This window comes from Streptomyces sp. NPDC057271 (genome assembly GCF_042668715.1).
Taxonomy (GTDB): domain Bacteria; phylum Actinomycetota; class Actinomycetes; order Streptomycetales; family Streptomycetaceae; genus Streptomyces.
In genome coordinates, this window is the sequence record NZ_JBHUYJ010000043.1 from 12240 (window position 1) to 31098 (window position 18859).

25 protein-coding genes are annotated in these 18859 nt (G+C 71.1%); 11 read left to right on the forward strand and 14 right to left on the reverse strand.

The window, feature by feature from the left end:
- Positions 1-13: 13 nt before the first annotated feature.
- Positions 14-976: an arylamine N-acetyltransferase gene (locus tag ACFUJR_RS20690; RefSeq protein ID WP_383169868.1), complete on the reverse strand. Its 963-nt coding sequence runs from the start codon at positions 974-976 to the stop codon at positions 14-16.
- Between the two features lie 108 nt (positions 977-1084).
- On the opposite strand from ACFUJR_RS20690, the gene ACFUJR_RS20695 reads away from it, so the two are divergent.
- Positions 1085-1573 (forward strand): pyridoxamine 5'-phosphate oxidase, encoded by a 489-nt coding sequence (locus tag ACFUJR_RS20695; protein ID WP_383169867.1) that lies wholly within the window; start codon positions 1085-1087, stop codon positions 1571-1573.
- Between the two features lie 23 nt (positions 1574-1596).
- Here ACFUJR_RS20695 and ACFUJR_RS20700 read toward each other — a convergent pair whose 3' ends face one another.
- From ACFUJR_RS20700 to ACFUJR_RS20710, 3 genes are read right to left on the reverse strand one after another with little or no spacing between them, the layout of a single operon-like run.
- Positions 1597-2859, reverse strand: a complete 1263-nt coding sequence (locus tag ACFUJR_RS20700) for an MFS transporter (RefSeq protein WP_383169865.1) — start codon at positions 2857-2859, stop codon at positions 1597-1599.
- 3 nt (positions 2860-2862) lie between these two features.
- Positions 2863-3513 carry a winged helix-turn-helix domain-containing protein gene (locus tag ACFUJR_RS20705; protein WP_383169863.1) on the reverse strand — a complete coding sequence of 217 codons (651 nt, stop codon included), beginning with the start codon at positions 3511-3513 and terminating at the stop codon, positions 2863-2865.
- A 46-nt stretch (positions 3514-3559) separates the two neighbouring features.
- Positions 3560-6046, reverse strand: coding sequence for a ComEC/Rec2 family competence protein (locus tag ACFUJR_RS20710; protein ID WP_383169861.1), 2487 nt, complete (start codon positions 6044-6046; stop codon positions 3560-3562).
- Positions 6047-6203: 157 nt separating this feature from the next.
- On the opposite strand from ACFUJR_RS20710, the gene ACFUJR_RS20715 reads away from it, so the two are divergent.
- From ACFUJR_RS20715 to ACFUJR_RS20755, 9 genes are all read left to right on the forward strand, one after another.
- Positions 6204-6917, forward strand: coding sequence for an ERF family protein (locus ACFUJR_RS20715; RefSeq protein WP_383169860.1), 714 nt, complete (start codon positions 6204-6206; stop codon positions 6915-6917).
- On the forward strand, positions 6914-7036 hold the full coding sequence (locus ACFUJR_RS20720; protein WP_383169858.1) for a hypothetical protein: 123 nt from the start codon (positions 6914-6916) through the stop codon (positions 7034-7036). The genes ACFUJR_RS20715 and ACFUJR_RS20720 overlap by 4 nt, the downstream gene beginning before the upstream one ends.
- Positions 7033-7245, forward strand: a complete 213-nt coding sequence (locus tag ACFUJR_RS20725; protein WP_383169856.1) for a hypothetical protein — start codon at positions 7033-7035, stop codon at positions 7243-7245. Before ACFUJR_RS20720 ends, ACFUJR_RS20725 begins: the two co-directional genes overlap by 4 nt.
- The gene (locus tag ACFUJR_RS20730) at positions 7242-8030 is read left to right on the forward strand and encodes a DUF2637 domain-containing protein (RefSeq protein ID WP_383169854.1); all 789 of its coding nucleotides are present in this window, start codon (positions 7242-7244) and stop codon (positions 8028-8030) included. Before ACFUJR_RS20725 ends, ACFUJR_RS20730 begins: the two co-directional genes overlap by 4 nt.
- Positions 8027-8341: a hypothetical protein gene (locus ACFUJR_RS20735; protein WP_383169852.1), complete on the forward strand. Its 315-nt coding sequence runs from the start codon at positions 8027-8029 to the stop codon at positions 8339-8341. Before ACFUJR_RS20730 ends, ACFUJR_RS20735 begins: the two co-directional genes overlap by 4 nt.
- Positions 8342-8395: 54 nt before the next feature.
- Positions 8396-8587, forward strand: a complete 192-nt coding sequence (locus ACFUJR_RS20740) for a hypothetical protein (protein ID WP_383169851.1) — start codon at positions 8396-8398, stop codon at positions 8585-8587.
- 15 nt (positions 8588-8602) lie between these two features.
- Positions 8603-8764, forward strand: coding sequence for a hypothetical protein (locus ACFUJR_RS20745; RefSeq protein ID WP_383169849.1), 162 nt, complete (start codon positions 8603-8605; stop codon positions 8762-8764).
- Complete coding sequence (locus ACFUJR_RS20750; protein ID WP_383169889.1) at positions 8764-8946, forward strand: DUF6257 family protein; 183 nt, start codon at positions 8764-8766, stop codon at positions 8944-8946. Before ACFUJR_RS20745 ends, ACFUJR_RS20750 begins: the two co-directional genes overlap by 1 nt.
- Before the next feature lie 86 nt (positions 8947-9032).
- Positions 9033-11168 carry a cell division protein FtsK gene (locus ACFUJR_RS20755; protein ID WP_383169847.1) on the forward strand — a complete coding sequence of 712 codons (2136 nt, stop codon included), beginning with the start codon at positions 9033-9035 and terminating at the stop codon, positions 11166-11168.
- A gap of 381 nt (positions 11169-11549) precedes the next feature.
- Here ACFUJR_RS20755 and ACFUJR_RS20760 read toward each other — a convergent pair whose 3' ends face one another.
- The 9 genes from ACFUJR_RS20760 to ACFUJR_RS20800 form a co-directional block, all read right to left on the reverse strand.
- The gene (locus ACFUJR_RS20760; protein WP_383169845.1) at positions 11550-11882 is read right to left on the reverse strand and encodes a hypothetical protein; all 333 of its coding nucleotides are present in this window, start codon (positions 11880-11882) and stop codon (positions 11550-11552) included.
- Complete coding sequence (locus tag ACFUJR_RS20765; RefSeq protein ID WP_383169843.1) at positions 11879-12853, reverse strand: hypothetical protein; 975 nt, start codon at positions 12851-12853, stop codon at positions 11879-11881. Before ACFUJR_RS20765 ends, ACFUJR_RS20760 begins: the two co-directional genes overlap by 4 nt.
- Positions 12850-13116 carry a hypothetical protein gene (locus ACFUJR_RS20770; RefSeq protein ID WP_383169841.1) on the reverse strand — a complete coding sequence of 89 codons (267 nt, stop codon included), beginning with the start codon at positions 13114-13116 and terminating at the stop codon, positions 12850-12852. The genes ACFUJR_RS20765 and ACFUJR_RS20770 overlap by 4 nt, the downstream gene beginning before the upstream one ends.
- Positions 13097-13498 (reverse strand): hypothetical protein, encoded by a 402-nt coding sequence (locus ACFUJR_RS20775; protein ID WP_383169839.1) that lies wholly within the window; start codon positions 13496-13498, stop codon positions 13097-13099. Before ACFUJR_RS20775 ends, ACFUJR_RS20770 begins: the two co-directional genes overlap by 20 nt.
- Before the next feature lie 17 nt (positions 13499-13515).
- Positions 13516-13725 (reverse strand): hypothetical protein, encoded by a 210-nt coding sequence (locus ACFUJR_RS20780; protein ID WP_383169837.1) that lies wholly within the window; start codon positions 13723-13725, stop codon positions 13516-13518.
- Positions 13726-13882: 157 nt separating this feature from the next.
- Positions 13883-15313, reverse strand: coding sequence for a phage/plasmid primase, P4 family (locus ACFUJR_RS20785; protein WP_383169836.1), 1431 nt, complete (start codon positions 15311-15313; stop codon positions 13883-13885).
- Positions 15310-15819: a hypothetical protein gene (locus ACFUJR_RS20790; protein ID WP_383169834.1), complete on the reverse strand. Its 510-nt coding sequence runs from the start codon at positions 15817-15819 to the stop codon at positions 15310-15312. The genes ACFUJR_RS20785 and ACFUJR_RS20790 overlap by 4 nt, the downstream gene beginning before the upstream one ends.
- Positions 15816-16217: a hypothetical protein gene (locus ACFUJR_RS20795; protein WP_383169832.1), complete on the reverse strand. Its 402-nt coding sequence runs from the start codon at positions 16215-16217 to the stop codon at positions 15816-15818. Before ACFUJR_RS20795 ends, ACFUJR_RS20790 begins: the two co-directional genes overlap by 4 nt.
- Positions 16218-16266: 49 nt before the next feature.
- Complete coding sequence (locus ACFUJR_RS20800; protein ID WP_383169830.1) at positions 16267-16458, reverse strand: hypothetical protein; 192 nt, start codon at positions 16456-16458, stop codon at positions 16267-16269.
- A 323-nt stretch (positions 16459-16781) separates the two neighbouring features.
- Between ACFUJR_RS20800 and ACFUJR_RS20805 the strand changes: the two genes are divergently transcribed.
- The gene (locus ACFUJR_RS20805; protein ID WP_383169828.1) at positions 16782-17348 is read left to right on the forward strand and encodes a helix-turn-helix domain-containing protein; all 567 of its coding nucleotides are present in this window, start codon (positions 16782-16784) and stop codon (positions 17346-17348) included.
- 76 nt (positions 17349-17424) lie between these two features.
- Here ACFUJR_RS20805 and ACFUJR_RS20810 read toward each other — a convergent pair whose 3' ends face one another.
- Positions 17425-18855, reverse strand: a complete 1431-nt coding sequence (locus ACFUJR_RS20810; RefSeq protein ID WP_383169826.1) for a recombinase family protein — start codon at positions 18853-18855, stop codon at positions 17425-17427.
- Positions 18856-18859 lie beyond the last annotated feature (4 nt).

Sequence of the window (18859 nt, forward strand, 5' to 3'; positions counted from 1 at the left end):
GGCCGAGCGGCCCTTACGCGGACGGATCCGAACCGTCCGCGCCCGACCCCGAGTCGGAGCCCGGCTCGGAGCCCGGCTCGGAGCCCGCGGCCTCACGGGCCCGCGACGACCGTACGGCCGGCAGCTCGACGAGTTCGATGCCGAACAGGTCCCGGTACGCCGCCCTCACCGCCTCCTCCCCGTCCAGCACCTGCTCATGGCGCTTCCCGCCGGACACGGTCGTGACGAGCGTGGGGCCGCTGAGGGTGATCCGGCCCTCCTCGGTGAGCCGGGAGCAGACGAGGGAGCGGGTGAAGTGCGAGTCCGGGGAGGTGCGGTGGTACCAGGCACCGGCCGCGAAGTCGGCGAGCACGCGCGGCCGCGGCTCCAGCCGGTACTGCGCCTCGCCGTCGCGCAGCACGTCCAGGTCGCCGTCCTCGGTCTCCACGACGCGGAACGTGCCTCCGGGATCGGACTGGTCACCCCGTTCGTCGAGTGCCAGCGGGAAGTGGCTGTGGTCACCGAACCCGACGTCCACGAGCCACCGTCCCTCCTCCTCCGTCTCCACCAGCACCGCCATGTGGTCGTACGGGATGCCCAGCCGGCCGTCCTTGCCGACGACACGCGCCTGAAGGAGCGTGGGGGCGAAGCCGAGTTCGCGCAGCAGGACGGCGAAGGTGGAGTTGAGTTCGTAGCAGAAGCCTCCCCTGCCCGCCCCGACGATCTTGTCGAGCAGCGGTTTCTCCTCCAGGACGATGTCCTCGCCGAGGTGGACCGACAGGTTCTCGAAGGGGATCGTCCTCAGGTGCCGCAGATGAAGGTCGCGCAGAGCGGCCAGGTCGGGGCGCACCGGCCGGGCCGCTCCGATGCGCCGCAGATAGGCCTCGACCGGCACGTCCACCGCGCCCACCGTCTTCGCCGCCTCGGCCGCCTCGGCCGCCTCGGCCGTCTCACCGGTGTCATCCGTGTCCGAAGCTCGCTGGGTATGCGTGGTCATATTCCGAGTCTGCCGCCACGCCCCTCGGCTCGGCCATGAGGCGCTGGTCCTAGGTCGGATGCCCGAGGCCCGAGGCGCCCCCACACCGCCTCCCGTACCGTCCGGATCATGACCGACCATGAACCGCCCTTGCCCCTTCCCCGACCCCGCTTGCAGCGCAAGCAGGACGTCCTGACCCGCCTCGCGCAGGACGAGGACCTCTGGGTCGCGACCGCGTCCGGCTGCGACGAACCCTGCCTGGTGCCGCTGTCCTTCGTCTGGGACGTCCAGGACGGACTGCCCGGCCGCGGGACCCTTCTGCTCTGCACGAGGCGGACCAATCCCACGGCCCGCAATCTCACCCCGAAGGGTGAGGTCAGGCTCAGCCTCGGGCACACCCGGGACGTGGTGCTGATCGACGGCACGGCCGAGGTGGTGGAGGGCACCGACCTGCCGACCGCCTCGGCCGACGCCTTCGCGGCCAAGCTGGCCTGGGATCCGCGCGACCGGCCCACCTGGGTCTACCTCCGGGTCGCCCCCAGATCGGTGAAGGCATGGCGTGAGGTGAACGAGCTGGCGGACCGGGAGCTGATGCGCGCCGGGGAGTGGCTGGTCTGACGGTCGGCCGACGCCGGCCGGGCTCAGGCCGCGGGTTCGGGTTCCTGGGCGGGCGTGGGCAGTTCGCGGGTACGGGCGAGGGGCGAGGGCAGCAGCCACAGCACGGCGAACACGCCTCCGACGGTGGCGATCCACAGGGTCGGACGCAGCCCGAGCACCGTGCCCAGCGCACCCGCGGCGAGCGCCCCGATCGGGCGGAAGCCATGGTTGAGGGTACGGAACGCGCCCATCACCCGGGCCCGGATGCTCTCGGGTATCAGCGCCATCTGCCAGGACGCCGCGGCGATGTCGACGACCATGACGGCGACGCAGGAGAGGAACTCCGCCGTGAACAGCAGCGCGACGACGAGGGCGGTGGGGCCCTGGGCGAGCGGTATGAGCAGCAGCGGCGCGGTGAAGCCCACGAAGCCGAACACGATCGAGGGGCCGATTCCGAAGCGGCGTACGACCGCCCCGCTGCACGCGGCGCCGATCAGCCCTCCTACCGCTCCCGCGCCGAGCACGGCGCCGAGAACGCCGGCGCTGAGGCCCAGTTCGACGGTGGCGTAGAGCACGAAGAGCGTGTGGAACATGTAGTTGAAGAACTGGATCGTTCCGGATGCCGCGAACAGCGCCCGCATGGACCGCTCCCGGACGAGCCAGCGCAGGCCCTGGGTGAAGTGGCCCTTGCCGCCCGGTGCCGGCGGGGGCTCCTCGGGTCTGATCCGGGCCAGATAGCCCGCCGAGACGAGGTAGGTGAGGGCGTCGGCGACCAGGGCGATGGGCGCCGTCAGCATCTGCACGAGTACACCGCCCGCGCTGGGACCCGCCAGCCAGGCCATCGAACGGCTGCCGTTGACCAGTGAGTTTGCCTGGACATAGCGATCGGTCGGGACCAGCGCCACGAACAGCGAGGCGTTGCAGGCCTCGAAGAGCACGGCCAGCGCACCGACCCCGAAGGCCACGAGGTAGAGCTGCCCGAGGGTGAGGGCGTCGAGCAGATACGCGACGGGGAGGGTCAGCAGCAACGCAGCCCGCGCGAGGTCTGCCGCGATCATGGCGCGTCGCCGCTTCGCCTGCCGGTCGGCCCAGGCGCCGAGGGGCAGGTTGAGCAGGAGCGCGGGCAGCAGTTCCGCGGTCTTGAGCCAGCTCATCTCCGCGGCGTCGGCACCGAGGACGAGCACGGCCGCGAGCGGAATCGCGATGAGGGAGATCTGGTCGCCGACGAGCGAGACGGTCTGGCCGGTCCAGTACCGCCGGAAGGTCCGCTCCCGCAGCAGCGCGGGTATGCGTTCCGTCACTCTCATCCCTCACTCCTCATCGTCGCCGTGGAGGAGTTCGGGGATCTCCTCGGGAATCTCTCGGTCCAGGTACGCGATCCGCAGCACACTGACCGGCCTGGCTCCTTCCGGCCGCAGTGCCACGTCGGCCTCGCGGTCCTCGTACGGCTGCAGCAACTCGTCGACCCGCCGGCTGAAGGTGGCCAGTTCGTCCGGCGTGAGGTGGAGCAGGGAATCGCCGAACATCTCCGCCTCCCGCCACTCCTTGGGCAACCGGTGCCGGTCCTCCATGGCCCGGAGGACCCGCTCGAAGTACCGCTCGGCGACGGCGACGCTCAGCGCGTCCGCCGCCTCCGCGACGGAGGCGTCCTCACTGTCGCCCGGCCAGGCGGTGTACCGGGCGGTCGCCCGCCAGGGCTTCTCCCTCCCCCGGCCGCCTGGCGCCTCCTCCACCAGCCCGTATTTGGCGAGTATGCGCAGGTGGTACGAGCAGCTGGCCACCGACTCCCCGGTCAGCTCGGCCGCCCGGGTCGCGGTGAAGGGCCCGCTCCGCCGCAGCAGACCGACCAGTGTCATCCGCGTGGGGTGGGCGTAGGCCCGCAGGGCGCGGGCGTCCGTGAGGCTGACGCTGCGCGGCTGCTCGCCGCCGGGCGACATGGCCGCCGTCTCGTCCTCCGACATGATGTAAAGCTATCTTTAGAAAGATTCCTTTACAAGCATTTCCCTATCAGCGCCGCCGCACGCTCGGCACGGCAAGCAGCCCGGCCCCTGCCCCCGTCACCGCGATCGCACCGTCCCGGTCCGTCCGCAGCACCTCCGCGCCCCCCGCCCGCAACGCCTCGACGGTCCGGGGCGAGGGGTGGCCGTACGGGTTGTCCCGGCCGGCCGACACCAACGCCAGCCGCGGTCTGACCGCCCGTATCAGCCCGGGATCCTGATGGGCCGAACCGTGGTGGGCGACCTTGAGCACGTCCACCGGTCCGAGCCCCGGATGCGCCCGCAACAGACCTTGCTGGGACGGTGGTTCGAGGTCCCCCAGGAGCAACAGCCGCAGCCCGCGCCCGGTCCGGACGAACAGCGTGACACTGGCGTCGTTCGGCCCCGACTCCTCCGCCCCCACCGCACCGGCCCGCGCCCGCGGCCACAACACCTGCCACTCCAGCGGGCCCAGGCGTCTGCGCTCTCCGGCCCCCGCACGGACGACGGGCACCCCCGCCGCCGCGGCCGCGCGACGCACGAACGCCGCCTGCCCTGGGGGCTCTTCGAGCCCCGTCGTCTGAATCGCCCCCACCGACCTCCCGCGCAGCACCCCGGGCAGCCCCGCGACATGGTCCGCGTGAAAGTGCGTCAGCACCACCAGGGGAACCGAGCCGACCCCGAGATCGTGAAGACACCGGTCCACCAGGTCCGGGTCGGGCCCCGCGTCCACGACGACCGCAGCACCACCGCCGGCGGCCAACACCGTCGCGTCGCCCTGCCCCACCTGGCACATCGCGAACGCCCAGTCCGGCGGCGGCCAGCCGCTGACCAGCCGGGTCAACGGCGGCGGTCTCACCACCGCGAGGAACAGCAGGACGACGCAGCCCGCTGCGATCCTCCGTCGGAAGGGCAGCCTCCAGGCCCCGAGCGCCCCCAGACCGAAGAGACCCGCCAGCAGCAGCGCACCCCACCATCCGCCGGGCCACTCCGTCTCCGCCCCGGGCAGGGAGGCACCGGCCCGGGCCACGCCGGCGATCCACCCGGCGGGCCAGGCCGCGACCCTGGCCACCAGCTCTGCCGCAGGCAGCGAGACCGGCGCCAGCGCGAGCGCGGCGAACCCGAGGACCGTGGCCGGCGCCACGGCCAGCTCGGCGAGCACGTTGCAGGGGATCGCGACCAGGCTCACCCGGGCGGCGAAGACCACCACCACGGGCGCGCACAACGCCTGGGCGGCCAGGGCCGCCGCCAGCGCCTCGGCGATCCTCCCCGGTACCCCGCGGCGCCGCAGCGCATCGCTCCACCGCGGCGCGACGGTCAGCAGCGCCCCGGTCGCCAGAACCGAGAGCAGGAAACCGTAACTCCGCGCGAGCCACGGGTCGTACAGCACCAGGACCAGGACCGCCGCGGCCAGCGCGGGGACGAGTGACCTGCGGCGGCCCGTGCCGATGGCGAGCAGGACGACCGCGCCGCAGGCCGCCGCCCGCAGCACGCTCGGATCCGGCCGGCACACGACGACGAAGGCGAGCGTCAGCCCTCCTCCGATGACCGCGGTGGACCGCAACGAAAGCCCGAGCCGGGGCGCGAGCCCGCCGCGTTCCGCCCGCATCGCCGTACCCGGGCGTCCGATGAGCAGGAGCAGCACGATGGTGAGGTTGGAGCCGGACACGGCGAGGAGGTGGGTGAGATCCGTGGCCTCGAAGGCGTCGCTCAGCTCCGGCTCGATCCGCGAGGTGTCGCCCACGACCAGGCCGGGCAACAGCGTCCGGGCGTCCGGAGGGAGGTCCTCGGTCGCGCGGCGCAACCCCGCCCGCAGCCCTCCCGCCGTGCGCTGCGCGGCGTTCGGCGGCCCGGTGATCCGGGGCGGCCCGGGCCCGACCCGGAGCACCGCCGCGAACCGGTCGTCCGGGTGCATCGGGGGCGCGAGCCGCACGGTGAGCCGCAGCCGGGTCGAGGGCAGCAGCCGCAGCCACTCCCGCTGCGCCTCCCCGGCCGGCACGACGACCAGGACCGGGGTCCTGGTCCGGTGCGCGGCTCCGCCCGTCTCTTCGATCCGGGTCACCTCCGCGTCCAGCACGACGGAGACCGGCGCCGTCCTGTCGCCCCGGATCCGGGCCCGGGTGAGCCGGGGGTCGGAGGTGACCGTCACCTCCACCCTCGCCCGGGCGTACTCCTCCGCGAGGCCGGGCACCGGCCCCCGACGCAGGTCGGCCGCGTGGAACCCGCCCGATGCGGCGCCGGCGGCGGCGCAGATCAGTACCGCCCCGCCCGCGGTGGCCCGCAGCGCCCACCGGGGCCGCGCCCGGAGAGCCGTCAGGAGGGCGGCCGCCCCCGCCAGGCAGAGGAGCACGCCCGCGATCACCCACCACCCGGCGGCTCCCACCGCCCATGCCGCCGCGCCCCACGCCGCCAGCGCCGGTGGCACGAGTCGGAGGTCGACCGGCCCCTCCTCGGGCCCGCGCCCAGGCTCGACCGCCTCGTCCGCGTCGAGGACACCGGGCGCGTCGGGTGCGCTCATGGCCGGACCAGGGGTGAGAGGTCGGCGAACCGGCGCTCTCCAATAGGTCACTTGCAACCTAAGGGGTCTGCGAATTAGCGCAAAGAACGGCCCCGGTCGGAGGTACGAACTCCGGCCCGGGGCCTCACGGACCACCTGCCTGAACAGGAGAACCGCTATGGCAGATACTGCCATCCCCGCCCCCAGCGTTCACATGGCCCTCGCGAACGTGATGCGTGACGTTGTCCCGGTCGGCAAGGACCAGGTGAACACGTCCCAGCGGTACAAGTTCCGCGGCATCGACGACCTGATGTCCGCCGTGGCCGGCCCGCTGCGGGCCCACGGGGTGTTCATCCTCCCCGAGGTCGTGGAGAAGACCGCCGAGCGGTACGGGCCGGACGGGAAGATGACCACGGTCCGGCTGACGATGCGCTACCGGGTGTACGGGCCGGCCGGTGACTGCCTGGAGGCCACCGTCCCCGGTGAGGCGTCCGACTTCGCGGACAAGGCCACGAACAAGGCCATGAGCGCCGCGTTCAAGTACCTGCTCCTCCAGGTGCTGATGATCCCCGTGGACGGGCGCAGTATCGACGATGGGGACCGGGACCACCCCGAGCCCCCGGCCGTCGATGAGGCGCCCCCGGCGCCCGTACAGCAGGTCCCCGCGTCGTCGGAGCACGACGCGTTCTACGCCCTCGTCAACGGCTGCATGCAGGCCGCGGCCGAAGCCACCGACCCGGAGATGGTGCGCGCCCTGTACCGGAAGGCGGCCGAACAGGGACTGCTCGGCGTCCCCGTGAAGGTGCCGAACGCGGGCGAGATGCCGCTGCAGCACTACCTCGCCTACCGGGGCGAGTACCTGGCCACGGCCGCCAAGGCGGTGGCGGCATGAGCGCCGACCAGCGGACGCAGGACGCTCGCGACTACGCCGAGGCGGAGGCCCGCCGACAGGCCCAGTCGAACCGCGATGACGCGAATCTCCGCGGCCCGCGGACGGGCGGTGCCCGGTGAGCACTCATTCGCCCCTGTTCGACCCGGAGAAGGACGGGCCCGTGTACTTCCGGGACCTGATCCACGCCCGGGACCGGGCTCGCGCCGTGCTCGCGGAGAAGGGCAAGGCGAACCTCCACGACGGCGACGAGATGATCCGCGCGGCCTATGGCCTGGCCTACGTGCTGGCCGGTCTGCTCGACGCTCTCGACTTGGAGGCTGACCGGTGAAGGACATCGACCCCACGCGGGCCCTGGCTATCGCGGCCGGCGTAGTCATCATCGCTCTGACCGGGGCGGCGTTCTGGCTGTCGTACGCGCACCTGGCGGAGGTGGCTCTGGCTCACGGGCTGGGTGGCGCGACGGAGCGGGCGTGGGCGTGGCCGGCGACGCTGGATCTGTTCATCGTGGCGGGTGAGCTGTTGATGCTGCGGGCCGCGCTGGTGAAGAAGGTCGACCCGTGGGCGATCGGTCTGACGACGGTCGGTTCGCTGGGCTCCATCGTCCTGAACGTGGCCGGTGTGACCGGTGACCGGAACCCTGCCGATGTGCCGCTGCTCGACTATGTGGTGGCCGCTGTGCCTCCCACGGCCGCGCTCCTGGCGTTCGGCGCCCTCATGCGGCAGGTCCACCAGGCGCTCGCCGCCCGGGAGGACGTGGCCGAGGTGGCCATCCCGGTTGCCGCTGCGGTGACCATCGAGCGGGCCGACGTGGCGCCGCTCCCGGTGGTCACCCCGGCCGCCCTGGAACTGCCCGCGGCCTCTCCCCTGTGGGACGAGTGGGTGACCAGCAAGGTGACCACTGCGGTACCCGCTGAGACCCCCCGCCAGGTGGTAACCGAGGTGGTCACCCTGACCCCGGCTGACCTGCGACGAGAGGCGCGCAGGATCCACCGGAAGGTGGTAGCCGACGGCGGCCGTGGGGTGACCATCGATCAGCTCAAGGATCAGCTGGGGATTTCACGCCGGGAGGCGGCGGAGCTCCGCCGCGAGGTGGTAGCGGAGGCAGCGCAGTGAGCGACATCGAGAAGGCCGCCCGCGAGGCGGTCGAGGCCGCGCACAACACGGAGCAGCTGGCCCTGGTGATGGCCATCCTGCAGGCGCAGCAGCTCACCCAGCACCAGGGATGCCAGCACCCGCCGGCCCCCGTACAGCAGCCCAACACCGGCAAGTGGATCGCGGTCGGTGTCGCCGCCCCGTTCCTCGCGGTGTCCCTCGCCGTCGGGTTCGTGGCGGTCGCCATCTCCGCCGTCGCGGTCACCATCTGCCTCCTCATCCTGCGCGGCCTGTGGGTCGACATGCAGCAGGAGAAGGCCAAGCGCAGCTGACTGGCTGCCACGGCTCCCGTACTTCGTCTTGAACTGACCTGAGAGGAACCCGCCATGTTCGGCAAGAGCAAGCGCAAGGCCGCGACCACCCCCACCGCACAGACCGACCAGTACCGCCTGAAGGCCACCGGCCAGCGCGTCACCCTCATCGAGCGACTCGGCGGCGGCGACGTCCGGATCGCCATGGACAGTGGCCGCATCCTGCGCGAGGACATCGTCAGCGCCCGCGACATCACCCCCGCCTAACCCCAGAGGAGAGCCATGGACAGCACCGAGTACCGGGCGGAAGCCGAGAAGCTGCTGACGAGTGACCACCCGCGGCACCTGAGCCCGGTCATCGTCGACCAGGCCGCCGTGTGGGCGCAGCTCGCCACGGCCGCCGCGATCGTCGAGGCCGCCGAGCTGAAGGCGGAGGCCAAGTGATGGCGGCGCCGGACCCGAACTATCCGAAGCTGACGGTCGCCGAGCACGTGAAGGTGGCCGGCCTGGTGGCCCGCATGGCGAAGCGCTGCCTGGCGAGCGAGACCGTCGACCGCAGCGACCTCGAGCGCAAGGTCGACCGGATCCTCGAGGGCGCCCGCAAGCGCCAGGAGAAGCGCAAGTAGCTACGCCACGGGGCGGCCGTCCACCACCCAGGAAGTCGGCCGCCCCGTGCCCCTGACCGCTCTCGGAGCAGTAGGAGATGACCAGCATGACTGACATTCTCGAGCGGCCCGTCAACGGCCATCCGATCGTGAAGGTGAATCTGCTCAAGCCGCAGTACACCGTCGCCGCCGAGCAGCCGGCCGTGACGGAATCCGTGACGGAAGTCCCGGCCGTCGAGGCGGTCGACCGGGAAGACAACCCGCTCGCCGACTGGCTGACCGTCCCCGACGTCCCCGTACTGCCCGCGTGGGCCCGCACCCCGGCGCTGCTGAAGGCCAACACGGTGGCGCTGGGCAGGCTGTGCTGGTGGCACACCCGGTTCCACGGCATCCGCGTCCCCAAGTACGCAGTGAAGACGGTGTGGCTGGCGTCCCGCGGCCTCTACCGGGCCACGACCGGACTGTGGCCGACGCTCTCCGCGCAGGACCACAGCGCGACCGTGAAGGCCCTCAAGGCGCAGGTGAAGGTGAAGCCCGAGGACGTCGAGCTCGCTGCACGCCTGCAGGCCGCGCACGCGGCACGGACGACGACCAGGCGGTGGCGCTTCGGTGCCGCAGCTGTCGGTGTCGCCGCGGCGGCGGTCGGCGTGTACCTGGCGCCGCCGCTCCTGCAGACCGGTATCGCCGGCGCCGTCATCAGCCCTCTCGCCTACCTGGGGCGTGGTGAGCACACGCAGCTGCTCGACCAGGGCGCCCCGCCGCTGAAGGTCGACATGTCCGCCCAGCAGCTCAACGACGCTCTGCGCGCCTCTGGCCTCCTGAAAAGCGGCCGTGGAGACGACGACGGACCGAAGGTCACCTGCATCATGGGGCCGGTCCGCGACGGCCGCGGCTGGGCGGTGGTCTTCGATCTGCCGAAGGGTGGCGGGAAGACTGCTGCGGACGTGTTGGCCAAGCGGACCACCATTGCCGCCGAGCTCGGCGTAGACGAGATCCAGGTAGTCATGTCCCGTGTGCGTGCGGCGCAGGGCGGTAACGCGTCCCGGGTGAGCATGTGGGTAGCGGACGATGACCCGTACCTCGCGGACCCGGTGCCCTCGCCGCTGGCGAAGATGGAGCGGTTCTCCATCTGGGACCCGATCCCGTTCGGGCACGACGCCCGTGGCAACCGCATCGCGGTCCCGGTCGTGTGGCAGTCGATGTTCTTCGGCGGACTCCCGCGCCGCGGGAAGACGTTCACGCAGCGGCTGATGACGGCGGCCGGCCTGCTCGACCCGTTCGTGCGGCACTACGTCGCCGACTTCAAGGGCGGCCAGGACTGGATGCAGATGCGGCAGGTGGCGCACCGCCTGGTCCTCGGCGCCGAGGACGACGCCATCGAGGCGTTCAAGGCCCTGCTCGACGAGCTGCTGACGGAGATGGAACGGCGCTTCGCGATCCTGCGAGAGCTCCCGACGTCCATCTGCCCGGAGGGCAAGCTGACCCCGGAGATCGTGACCCGCTACAACATGCCTTTCATCTTCTTCACCGTGGATGAGCTGCAGGAATGCTTCATCGCGATGAGCGACGAGAAGGAGCGCAAGCAGGTCATCGACGACATGGCGCGTATCGCCCGCCGTGGGCCGGCCGCAGGGTTCGTTTCCAACTACGCCAGCCAGCGGCCCGATGCCGAGTCGGTGCCGACGAAACTGCGGGAGATGATCACCATCCGGGCATGCACCCAAGTCACCGACCAGACGAGCTCGGACATGGTGCTCGGCAAGGGCAAGGCCTCCATGGGCGCTGACGCCTCGGTCCTCTCCGAGGACCACAAGGGTGTCGTCGTCCTGGTCACCGGGCCCGCGTCGTTCGCCACGGTCAAGAACGACCTGCTGACAACGGCCGAGTTCAACCAGCTGTGCGCCAAGGGGCGGGCCATGCGCAAGGAAGCCGGGCAGCTCACCGGCGACGCGGCCGGCGACGTGATGACGGAGGCCGCCGAGCAGGGACAGCGGATCCCCGCGGTCCTGTCCGACGTCATGGAGGCGATGCGGCACGCGCCGCGCATGTTCTCCCGCGACCTGCTGCAGCGCCTCGTCGTCATGGACGAGGACACCTACGGCGACTGGGACGAGACGCAGCTCGCCAAGGAGCTCGAGCTGGCGGGCGTGAAGCGCACCAGCAAGCAGGTGAAGATCGACGGCACCAACGGCGCCGGGTGGCAGAGGCGTGACATCGAGGGCGCCATCCCCTTCACCGGGTAGCGCCCTCCCCCTCTACCGAGCCCCTGGGGCCGGACCTGTCGTCGACGGGTCCGGTCCCTCGCCGTAGGCCCCGAAAGTAGTGGGGGCCCTTTACCCCGGTAGCGGGGGCGGTAGAGGGCTCTGACCTGCAAGGTAGCGCGGGTAGAGGGGTGCAGTCCCATCCTGCCGGAGGGCCCCTGTCGCATGGATCTGCGGCAGGGGTCCTTCCGTGTTCTCGGCCAACTTCGGTGCGACGGCAGCCCTGTTGCACCCCGGCCGTGTCAGTGGCCGGTGGGATGATGGGAAAGGGCCGCCGTGGGGGTGCGCCGCTGAGCCTGCAGCCCGCCACGTAAGTGTCAGGTGGGGCCTGTGCCTATGACGTGGCGGGCTGCTCGGTGTCTGTCAGTCGAGGCGGCGGAAGTAGGCGGTGTCGCCCCGTTCGGCTGCCGCGTACATCTCGTCTCGGCGCTGCGCCAGGCGCGCGGCGAACGCCTGGTCGTCGTCGAGCCAGCCAGCCTCGTGTACGGCACGCCAGGCAGCCTCCCGGGCCTGGACGGCCTCCCAGGCCCGCACGACGCCGTCCATGGCGGCCAGAGCGTCTACGAGCCTGCGGCGCCGCGCCTCCGTCTGCGCCCGGACCGCCCAGGTGGCGCCCTTGGCGAAGACCGGGGATGGGACCCGGGCCGCTTTCAGGGCGCGCCTGGCGCAGTCGGGGCAGGGGCAGAGGGGTTTCATGCCGTCTCCTTCCCGAGGGCCTTGCGCAGGTCGCGGCGGAGCGCCGCGCGGTGCTCCCGGATCTCCGCCTCGAGGCGCGCTTCGTGCTCCCGGTAGTGGCGGCGGATGTCGGCCTGCCGTGCCTTCTCGGCGGCGGCGGCCTCGGCTTCCTTGGCCTGGCGGCGCTTGGCCTTCAGCAGCTCCTCCACGACGGCGGCTTCGGCCGCCAGGCGCTCGGGAGTGTTCGGGTTCTCGCCGGTCCGGGGGACCTGCACGGGCTCGGGACCGGCGTAGCCGAGCTTCGGGTCGTACCGGCGCACCCACCGGGTCTCCGGGCCGGCCATGTACGCGCCCCAGTCCACGGGCGGGAGCGCGCCCATGCCGGTGGCGAGGCGGCGTTCGGCGAGGCGCGCCAGCATCCGCCAGTGGGGGAGGTCCTTCACGTGGCTCCACGGGACGCCAGTCGCGCCGGGGGCGAGCTGCTGGCCGCGGGCGCCGGCCGTCGGGTCGGTGGCGAGGTGCCACGTGAGGCCGTACCGGCTTCCGAAGGTGGTCAGCCACCAGACCGGCTCGATGCCCAGGAAGCTGGAGGCGAGCAGCGAGGTGACGTGGCTGGGGTGCGGGATGCGGCGGGCGCCCCGGATGTACGGCGGTTCGATGACGTTGGCGCATTCGGTGCAGCACCAGCCGGTGCGCGTCTCCTCGGCGAGGCGCCATCCCGTCGGCGACTCCCGGGTGCCGCACAGGGGGCAGTGCGCCACGGGGCCGGGCCCGGCGGGGCGGGTGGTGCGCGCCTGCTCCTTGCGCACCTTCGCGTTGTGGCGGCCGGCGGGGGTGAGGTCCTGCGCTTCGGCGGCGGCGCTCACAGCGCCCTCCAGGGCCGCGAGGCGGGCCAGGAGGTCGGGGGCGGCTGTGGGGGCCGGGGTGGGATCCACGGCCGCCTGAGGGGCGTGGGCGGGCTGTGCGGGGGTACGGCGGCGGCGGGGCTTCATCGGATCTCCTCGGTGGAGTTGGTCGGGCAGAGGGGGCAGGGCAGGCCCGCACGGTGCAGCTGGGCGTGTGCTTCGGACTCGGCAACAAGGCCGGGGAGCTTGGCGGCGAGCCCCATGTCGCGGACCGCGCGGGCGGTCCCGCCGGGGTCTACGCGTTCCATGCGGTCGATGAGGGCGGTGGCGCGGTCGAGGACGTCGGCGGATGGGGGGCGGTAGCGGGCCTCGAGGGCGGCGAGGCGGGTGCTAAGCGATCGTGAGACCACTGCGGCCACCTTCCTTCGGCGGGTCGGCGAGACGGGCTTCCAGGGCCGCCAGGCGCTCCTCGAGCTCGGCGTGTGTACCGAGTGCGGGCAGCATCCGCAGAACGTCGCCGGCTGCTTTCACGCGGATCGCCGCGCTCTCGTTGCCCATCAGGTCCTCGAGCGTCGCGATCGACCGGCGCAGCGCGCTGGTTACGGCACCGATGGACTCGGCAAGGAGTTCCCGGCGTGCGCTTTCGACCTCGGCCTTGAAGTCGGGTTCCTGGCGCCAGCGGCGGACAGTGCGCCCGGAGACGCCGATGGTGGTGCCGACGTCGTTGCTGCTCATGCCGCCGGCAAGCAGCGTGATTGCGCTCTCGCGCGCGGAAAGGTCAACTGTGGTCACTGGGGCCTCCTGTCGGGCTATGCGGCGTCGGGTGGGGGTGGGACGGGGTTGTTCAACTCTTGTGCTACTCCGCCAGGGTGGCGGGCGAGGTTGCGGAGTTTTTGTGCGTGGCGGCGGGGGAGGCCGTGGCGTCGGGCTTCGGCAAGCTCGCGGCGTCGGCGCTTGTTGTTCTCCGCTTTGCGTCGTGCTGCGGCGATGCGCTCGGCCACGATGTCGTCGACGTTCACGAGGGGTCTCCGTTCGGTTGGACAACGTTGTCAGGTTCCACTTGGGCGGCGTGCGGAAGTGGTGGGTGGTGGGTTGTGGTGGGTTTTCCGAAACTCGCTACGCGTACGCGCATGGAGAGAAACCGGGAAACCCACCACAACCCACCACTTCCGCAGGTCACGAGCTTTCGCCCTCCTCCGGACCAGCGAGCACCATGCCGAGCCAGACCGCCCCGATGTTGCGCTGCTTCTTCTCGAAGCCACGGGCCTTCATTGAGGCAGCAAAGGCAACTTCACTCCCGACCTCCTCGGCCTTGATGCCCGTGTCGTGGCACCAGCTGGACCAGGTGCTGTAGAGCTCGCGGGCGCGCACGTACCCGTGGGCCGTCTGGATGGTGCGCTCGCTGAGGAAGCGGCCGAGGGCGTCGGAGTCGGCTTGGTACGCCTCGGTGCGGGCGCGTACGGCGGCCGGGGGATTCAGGCCCTGGTCCTGGTAGTCCTTCCACCCCTGGTGGACCCAGGTGAGGACGGCGCTGGACGCGGCCTTCAGGCGGCCGGGGAGGTCGCCGTCGCGTTCCTCGGGCGGGATGACGACGTCGAACGGGACGACGAGGATCCGTCGCCAGACTGCTGGGTCGTCCCCGGAGACGGCCGGCAAGTGGTTGGTCAGCATGATGAGGGTGTGGGACGGCTCGAACGTGATGGGGTTCTTGTGCATCAGGTTCGCCTCGATCTGGTCGCCGCCCACGAGCCGCTTCATGCCTGCCTCAGCGAACTTGCGGCCCTTCTCCGTCTCGGAGCAGAAGACCAGCCGGGCGCCACGTAGCCGCATCTTGAAGGAGCCGTGCCGTTCGTGCTTGGACTCCATGAGGATGGCCGGGTCTACCTCGATGGCGTAGTCGCCGAAGGCCGCCATGATGGCGTCGCGGAGGGTGCCCTTTCCGTTGGCGCCGGAGCCGGTGAAGATCGGCATGACGTGCTCGGTGACCTTGCCGAGCATGGCGTAGCCGAAGAGCCGTTGTACGAACGCGCGGACCTCTTCGTCGGGGAGGATTCGGGCGAGGAACTTCTCCCACTCGGCATAGGCCTGGGCGCCGGTCTGGCCGCCGGCCACCTTCGTGATGAGTTGTGCGCGGTCGTTGGGCCTGGTTTGGCCGGTCTCGAGGTCGAGGGTGCCGCTCGGGGTGTTGAACAGGTACGGGTCGGCGTCGAGCTTTCGCGAGGCGGTCGAGATGGGTGCGAGGGCCGAGGCGATCCTGAGCATGCCCTCGAGCCCAGACGCTGATTCGGACCTGCGGATGTCCTGGTACAGGGCGTCCCGCTCGGGCTTGTCAAGGTCGGCCAGTGCGCCGATGGCGGCCTTCACGGTGTTGACTGCGGCCTGCATGTCGGCGCGTTCCTCGTCGGCTTTCCAGCGGGCACCGTCCCACTGGTGCCAGCCGATGCCGTGGACGTAGCGGAGGTCGTTGGAGTGCTGGTCTACGAAGCGTTCAGCCATGCGGAGTTGTCCGCGGTGTTGCTCGCCACCGGTCTGCGTGGGGAAGTCCGCGAGGCCTGCCGCCAGGATGTCGCTCGGCGGCAGGCTCGCGGAGTCGTACGGGGTGGTCACGCTGTGGCCTCCTGGCCGAAGGTGAGGTAGCGGCCGGGCTGGCCGGGGATGGCGATGGGTGGCCAGCCGGGGGTGGCCTGGAGCTTGTGCGGGGGCCGGTTGGTGGCCCGGTCGTGGGCGGTGCGGCGTTCCTCGGCGGTGCGCCGGGCGGCGAGGGCGTGGCCCCGGGTGGCGGCGTAGGCGTTCGCGTCGGCCGTGACTTCGCGCCACCACGTCTCGGGGTCGGTGTCCATGAGCCAGTCGAGGCGGCGCCGTTCGGCTTCGGCGAGGCGGTGAAGCTCGGCGGCCTCGAGGGTGGCCGCGTAGCAGCGCGGGTCGCTCGGGCTGAGACTGAGCCAGTCCGTGGTGCCGTAGGTCGGCCAGCTGTCGACGCCGAGGGCCGCGACCTGGGTTTCGGCGCGGAGGCCGGTGATGTCGTCGGCAGTGACTTGCTCGGGTACGGCGCGCAGGCGGGGCCCCCGCCCGGCCTTGGCCAGGAGGGGGCGGTCGTGCCGGTCGCTGGTCACGCGGTCGCCTGGGTGATGTAGTGCTGGGCCATGCTGAGCGCCCGCTCGACGGTGAGGTGGCGGGGGTCGTAGGCGACGCGGACCGTCTGGCTGAACTCCTTGAAGATCAGCGCGACGCCGTCGTCGAGGTCGGCGGCCTCGATGCGGATGTCCTTGGGGGTGCAGGTCGGGGCGCAGGCGATGAGGCGCTGACCTTCCGGGGTGACGCCGTAGAGCCGCTCGCCGTCGGTGTAGGCGCGGTCGGTGCCGCAGAGGGCGCATTCCTCGCCGGCGAGCTGGTAGGTGGTGTACTCCGGCTGCTGGGTCTTCGGCTGGCCGGGGATGCCGCCGAGCAGCGCGGGCAGCTTGCCCGTGGGCGCCGTGGCGGACGCGGAAACGGTGGCCTTAGAGTGGGACATGAGGACTCCAATCGATGGCCGGGGGCGGCAACCCCCGGCCGTTCGCGTTTCAGCTGGCTTGCTGTTGGGGGCTCTCGTTGGGCGGCGTCGGGGCGGCAACCCCGGCGCCGTCTCCGTTCTCGTCACGGCGTTGCGCGAGTCGGAGCAGGGCGACGATGCGGCGTACCTGCGTGTCGCTCAGGCCGCGGTCGCGGTAGAGGTCAGCGAGCGTGACTTGCTGACGGGCGGCCGGCGAGCTCACCGCGACTCCTGGAATCCGCAGTAGGCCAGGAATTCACGGGTACGTACGCGGACCGATCGGCCGGTTCGGACGATCGGCCACTCCCCGCGCTGAGCTGCTGCGTAGCCGGTCCGCTTGGCTACGCCAGCGATTCGAGCGGCGACGGGGACCGTGATCGTAGGGACCTCATCGGGATTCGGGAGTGATGTCCGGGCAGCGCAAGAAAGCTGCGAAGAAGCATCAAGATGTTCCTTCATGCGCTCAATCCTGCATGGCGCCGGAAGGATCGTCAAGCGCATCGCGTGCAGCTTGTGCACGCATCATTTTGATGCCAAGGTGTTGCCATGGGACAGACGAAGAAGACGGCTCTGGGACCAACCGGCGAGACAGTGCGGGCGAACGTGACCCGCCTACGCGAGAGCCAGAAGCTCACCTATGTGGAGCTGGCTGGTCGGTTGAACGACATTGACCGGCCGATCCCTGTGCTGGGCTTGCGTCGCATTGAGCGAGGCGAGAGGCGCGTTGACGCCGACGATCTAGTCGCACTCGCTGTTGTCTTCGGAGTGAATCCATCCGCGCTGCTGCTGCCCTTCACCGTGGAGGGTGACACCGAGATCACGGGCGTCGGCACCGTGCCGGTCCGACTTGCCTGGGACTGGGCGGATGGTGAGAGCCCGCTTCGGACACCGGAAGGGGACGACGGTACGGCCGCCATCGACTTCACCCGAACTGCGCGCCCCGCAGGTCTCCGGTCCTGGAGCGAACGCTTCCTACCGTCGCTGCAAGCCACGCCGAATCTGGAGCGCGTCATGAAGGACCTGAAGGAGACGCTCTCTCAAGTCTCGAATGAGGAAGTTGCCCAGATCATGCGGGAGGTAGGCCGCGAGCGGGGCGCGCCCCCGCAGGACTGACCCCTGGGATACGACTCTGGCCGGCCACCCGCATGGGGTGTCCGGCCAGAGTGGGTTTTTGGGGCCTGTGCGCCCGTCAGAAGCCCTCCCCCGAGTCGAGCGGGACCAGGCGGGCGGGGTCGAACTTGTTGCCCCTGGAGCGGTCGTGAGGGAGCACTCGGTACCGGGCGTCCAGCGCGAGCACGGTCTCCCGCTTGTCCGCCGGGATGAGCTGCTTCCAGCCCTTCCGCACATCGCCCGCGAGCAAGCGGCGCAGCACCCGAGGCGCGCGTGAGGTGATGAGCGCTCGGGAGTCCTTCACCCGGGCCTCTACGACGGTCCTGGCCTCCCGGTACTCCGCCAGGCTGACTTCCTTCCGCGCCCACATACCCGCCAGCTCCTTGAGCTGCTGCTCGTCCTCCGCGAGGGAACGGCGCGCGTCGTCAGTCACCTCTGTGGTGGCCGCGTTTCGGAGCTGCTCCAGGACCCGGGGCAGGGACAGCAGTTCGAGCACCTGGCGCTCAACCTCGGCCTCGACGGTCTCCGCCTTGATTGCAATCTTTCCGCAACCGCCCCGAGGAGTTGCACACCAGTAGCGAACACCGTTGTTGCCCTGCCATCCGACCATGGGCCGATCACACTGGGAACAGACCAGGGCGCCCGTGAGCCACCGCTGAAGCGTCAGGTCGGTGTTCCGCACCCGCCCCGCCAAGCGGGCGCAGACGTCCTCCCATGTGGCCGTGTCGATGATGGCGGGCCAGACCGCCTTTCCCACAACTTCACCGCGGTGCGCGCGCAGGCCGGCCACCCGGGGCTTGGTCACGACCGACTTGACGCTGCGGGAGTTCCACGCGGCCCCCGTCACCGTGGGAACGGCGCGTGTCTGGAGGTCGGCGGCAATGGCGTTCAGGGACTCGTCGGCGAGGATACGGCGCGCGATCTCCCGGACGATCTCGGCCTCCTCGGGCACGATCTCCAGGTTGCTCCGGTCGTACCCGTAGCCACGGAAGCCACCACCGCCGGGCTTGCCGGCGGCCGCAAGCTCCTCGTGCTTGCGCGCGACGCGGCGGCCTGTATCGCTGCTCGACTTGTTGGCGAGTACGGTCATCACCCGGGCCATCGCGATGTCGCTCGTGTTCGCCAGACGCAGCGACCCCGAGACGCTCTCCACGGGGATGTGCGGGTGACTGGACTGCACCACGTCAACGAGGTCTTCCAGGTCCCTCAGGTCGCGCGCAACGCGGTCGAGGTCGTAGGCGATGAGTCCGTCGAATTCGCCCGACGCCAGTCCGTCGAGGACGTACCGGAATCGTGGCCGGACTGTGCGCAGGACGGAGGTCCCGTCCGGCAGTTTGATCCTCTTGCGCTTGTAGGCGGATGTGTCGTTCTCCACGACGACCTCCGCGACTGTCCACCCGAGGCGCTCGGCCAGGCTGCGGCAGTCGGCCTCCTGCCGGGCCACACCCTTGGCGTCGCCGGCCTTGTCATCGCTGATCCGGACGAGGATCGCGGCCCTTGAAGGAGTCATGTTG

What these genes read in the sequence shown, in the direction of transcription:
- ACFUJR_RS20795 (WP_383169832.1), bottom strand. Translation starts at nt 16,217, where the DNA reads ATGTCCCACTCTAAGGCCACCGTTTCCGCGTCCGCCACGGCGCCCACG.
- ACFUJR_RS20710 (WP_383169861.1), bottom strand. Translation starts at nt 6,046, where the DNA reads ATGAGCGCACCCGACGCGCCCGGTGTCCTCGACGCGGACGAGGCGGTC.
- ACFUJR_RS20805 (WP_383169828.1), top strand. Translation starts at nt 16,782, where the DNA reads ATGGGACAGACGAAGAAGACGGCTCTGGGACCAACCGGCGAGACAGTG.
- ACFUJR_RS20695 (WP_383169867.1), top strand. Translation starts at nt 1,085, where the DNA reads ATGACCGACCATGAACCGCCCTTGCCCCTTCCCCGACCCCGCTTGCAG.
- ACFUJR_RS20765 (WP_383169843.1), bottom strand. Translation starts at nt 12,853, where the DNA reads ATGAAGCCCCGCCGCCGCCGTACCCCCGCACAGCCCGCCCACGCCCCT.
- ACFUJR_RS20720 (WP_383169858.1), top strand. Translation starts at nt 6,914, where the DNA reads ATGAGCGCCGACCAGCGGACGCAGGACGCTCGCGACTACGCCGAGGCG.
- ACFUJR_RS20740 (WP_383169851.1), top strand. Translation starts at nt 8,396, where the DNA reads ATGTTCGGCAAGAGCAAGCGCAAGGCCGCGACCACCCCCACCGCACAG.
- ACFUJR_RS20750 (WP_383169889.1), top strand. Translation starts at nt 8,764, where the DNA reads ATGGCGGCGCCGGACCCGAACTATCCGAAGCTGACGGTCGCCGAGCAC.
- ACFUJR_RS20810 (WP_383169826.1), bottom strand. Translation starts at nt 18,855, where the DNA reads ATGACTCCTTCAAGGGCCGCGATCCTCGTCCGGATCAGCGATGACAAG.
- ACFUJR_RS20705 (WP_383169863.1), bottom strand. Translation starts at nt 3,513, where the DNA reads ATGTCGGAGGACGAGACGGCGGCCATGTCGCCCGGCGGCGAGCAGCCG.
- ACFUJR_RS20690 (WP_383169868.1), bottom strand. Translation starts at nt 976, where the DNA reads ATGACCACGCATACCCAGCGAGCTTCGGACACGGATGACACCGGTGAG.
- ACFUJR_RS20745 (WP_383169849.1), top strand. Translation starts at nt 8,603, where the DNA reads ATGGACAGCACCGAGTACCGGGCGGAAGCCGAGAAGCTGCTGACGAGT.
- ACFUJR_RS20715 (WP_383169860.1), top strand. Translation starts at nt 6,204, where the DNA reads ATGGCAGATACTGCCATCCCCGCCCCCAGCGTTCACATGGCCCTCGCG.
- ACFUJR_RS20700 (WP_383169865.1), bottom strand. Translation starts at nt 2,859, where the DNA reads ATGAGAGTGACGGAACGCATACCCGCGCTGCTGCGGGAGCGGACCTTC.
- ACFUJR_RS20755 (WP_383169847.1), top strand. Translation starts at nt 9,033, where the DNA reads ATGACTGACATTCTCGAGCGGCCCGTCAACGGCCATCCGATCGTGAAG.
- ACFUJR_RS20760 (WP_383169845.1), bottom strand. Translation starts at nt 11,882, where the DNA reads ATGAAACCCCTCTGCCCCTGCCCCGACTGCGCCAGGCGCGCCCTGAAA.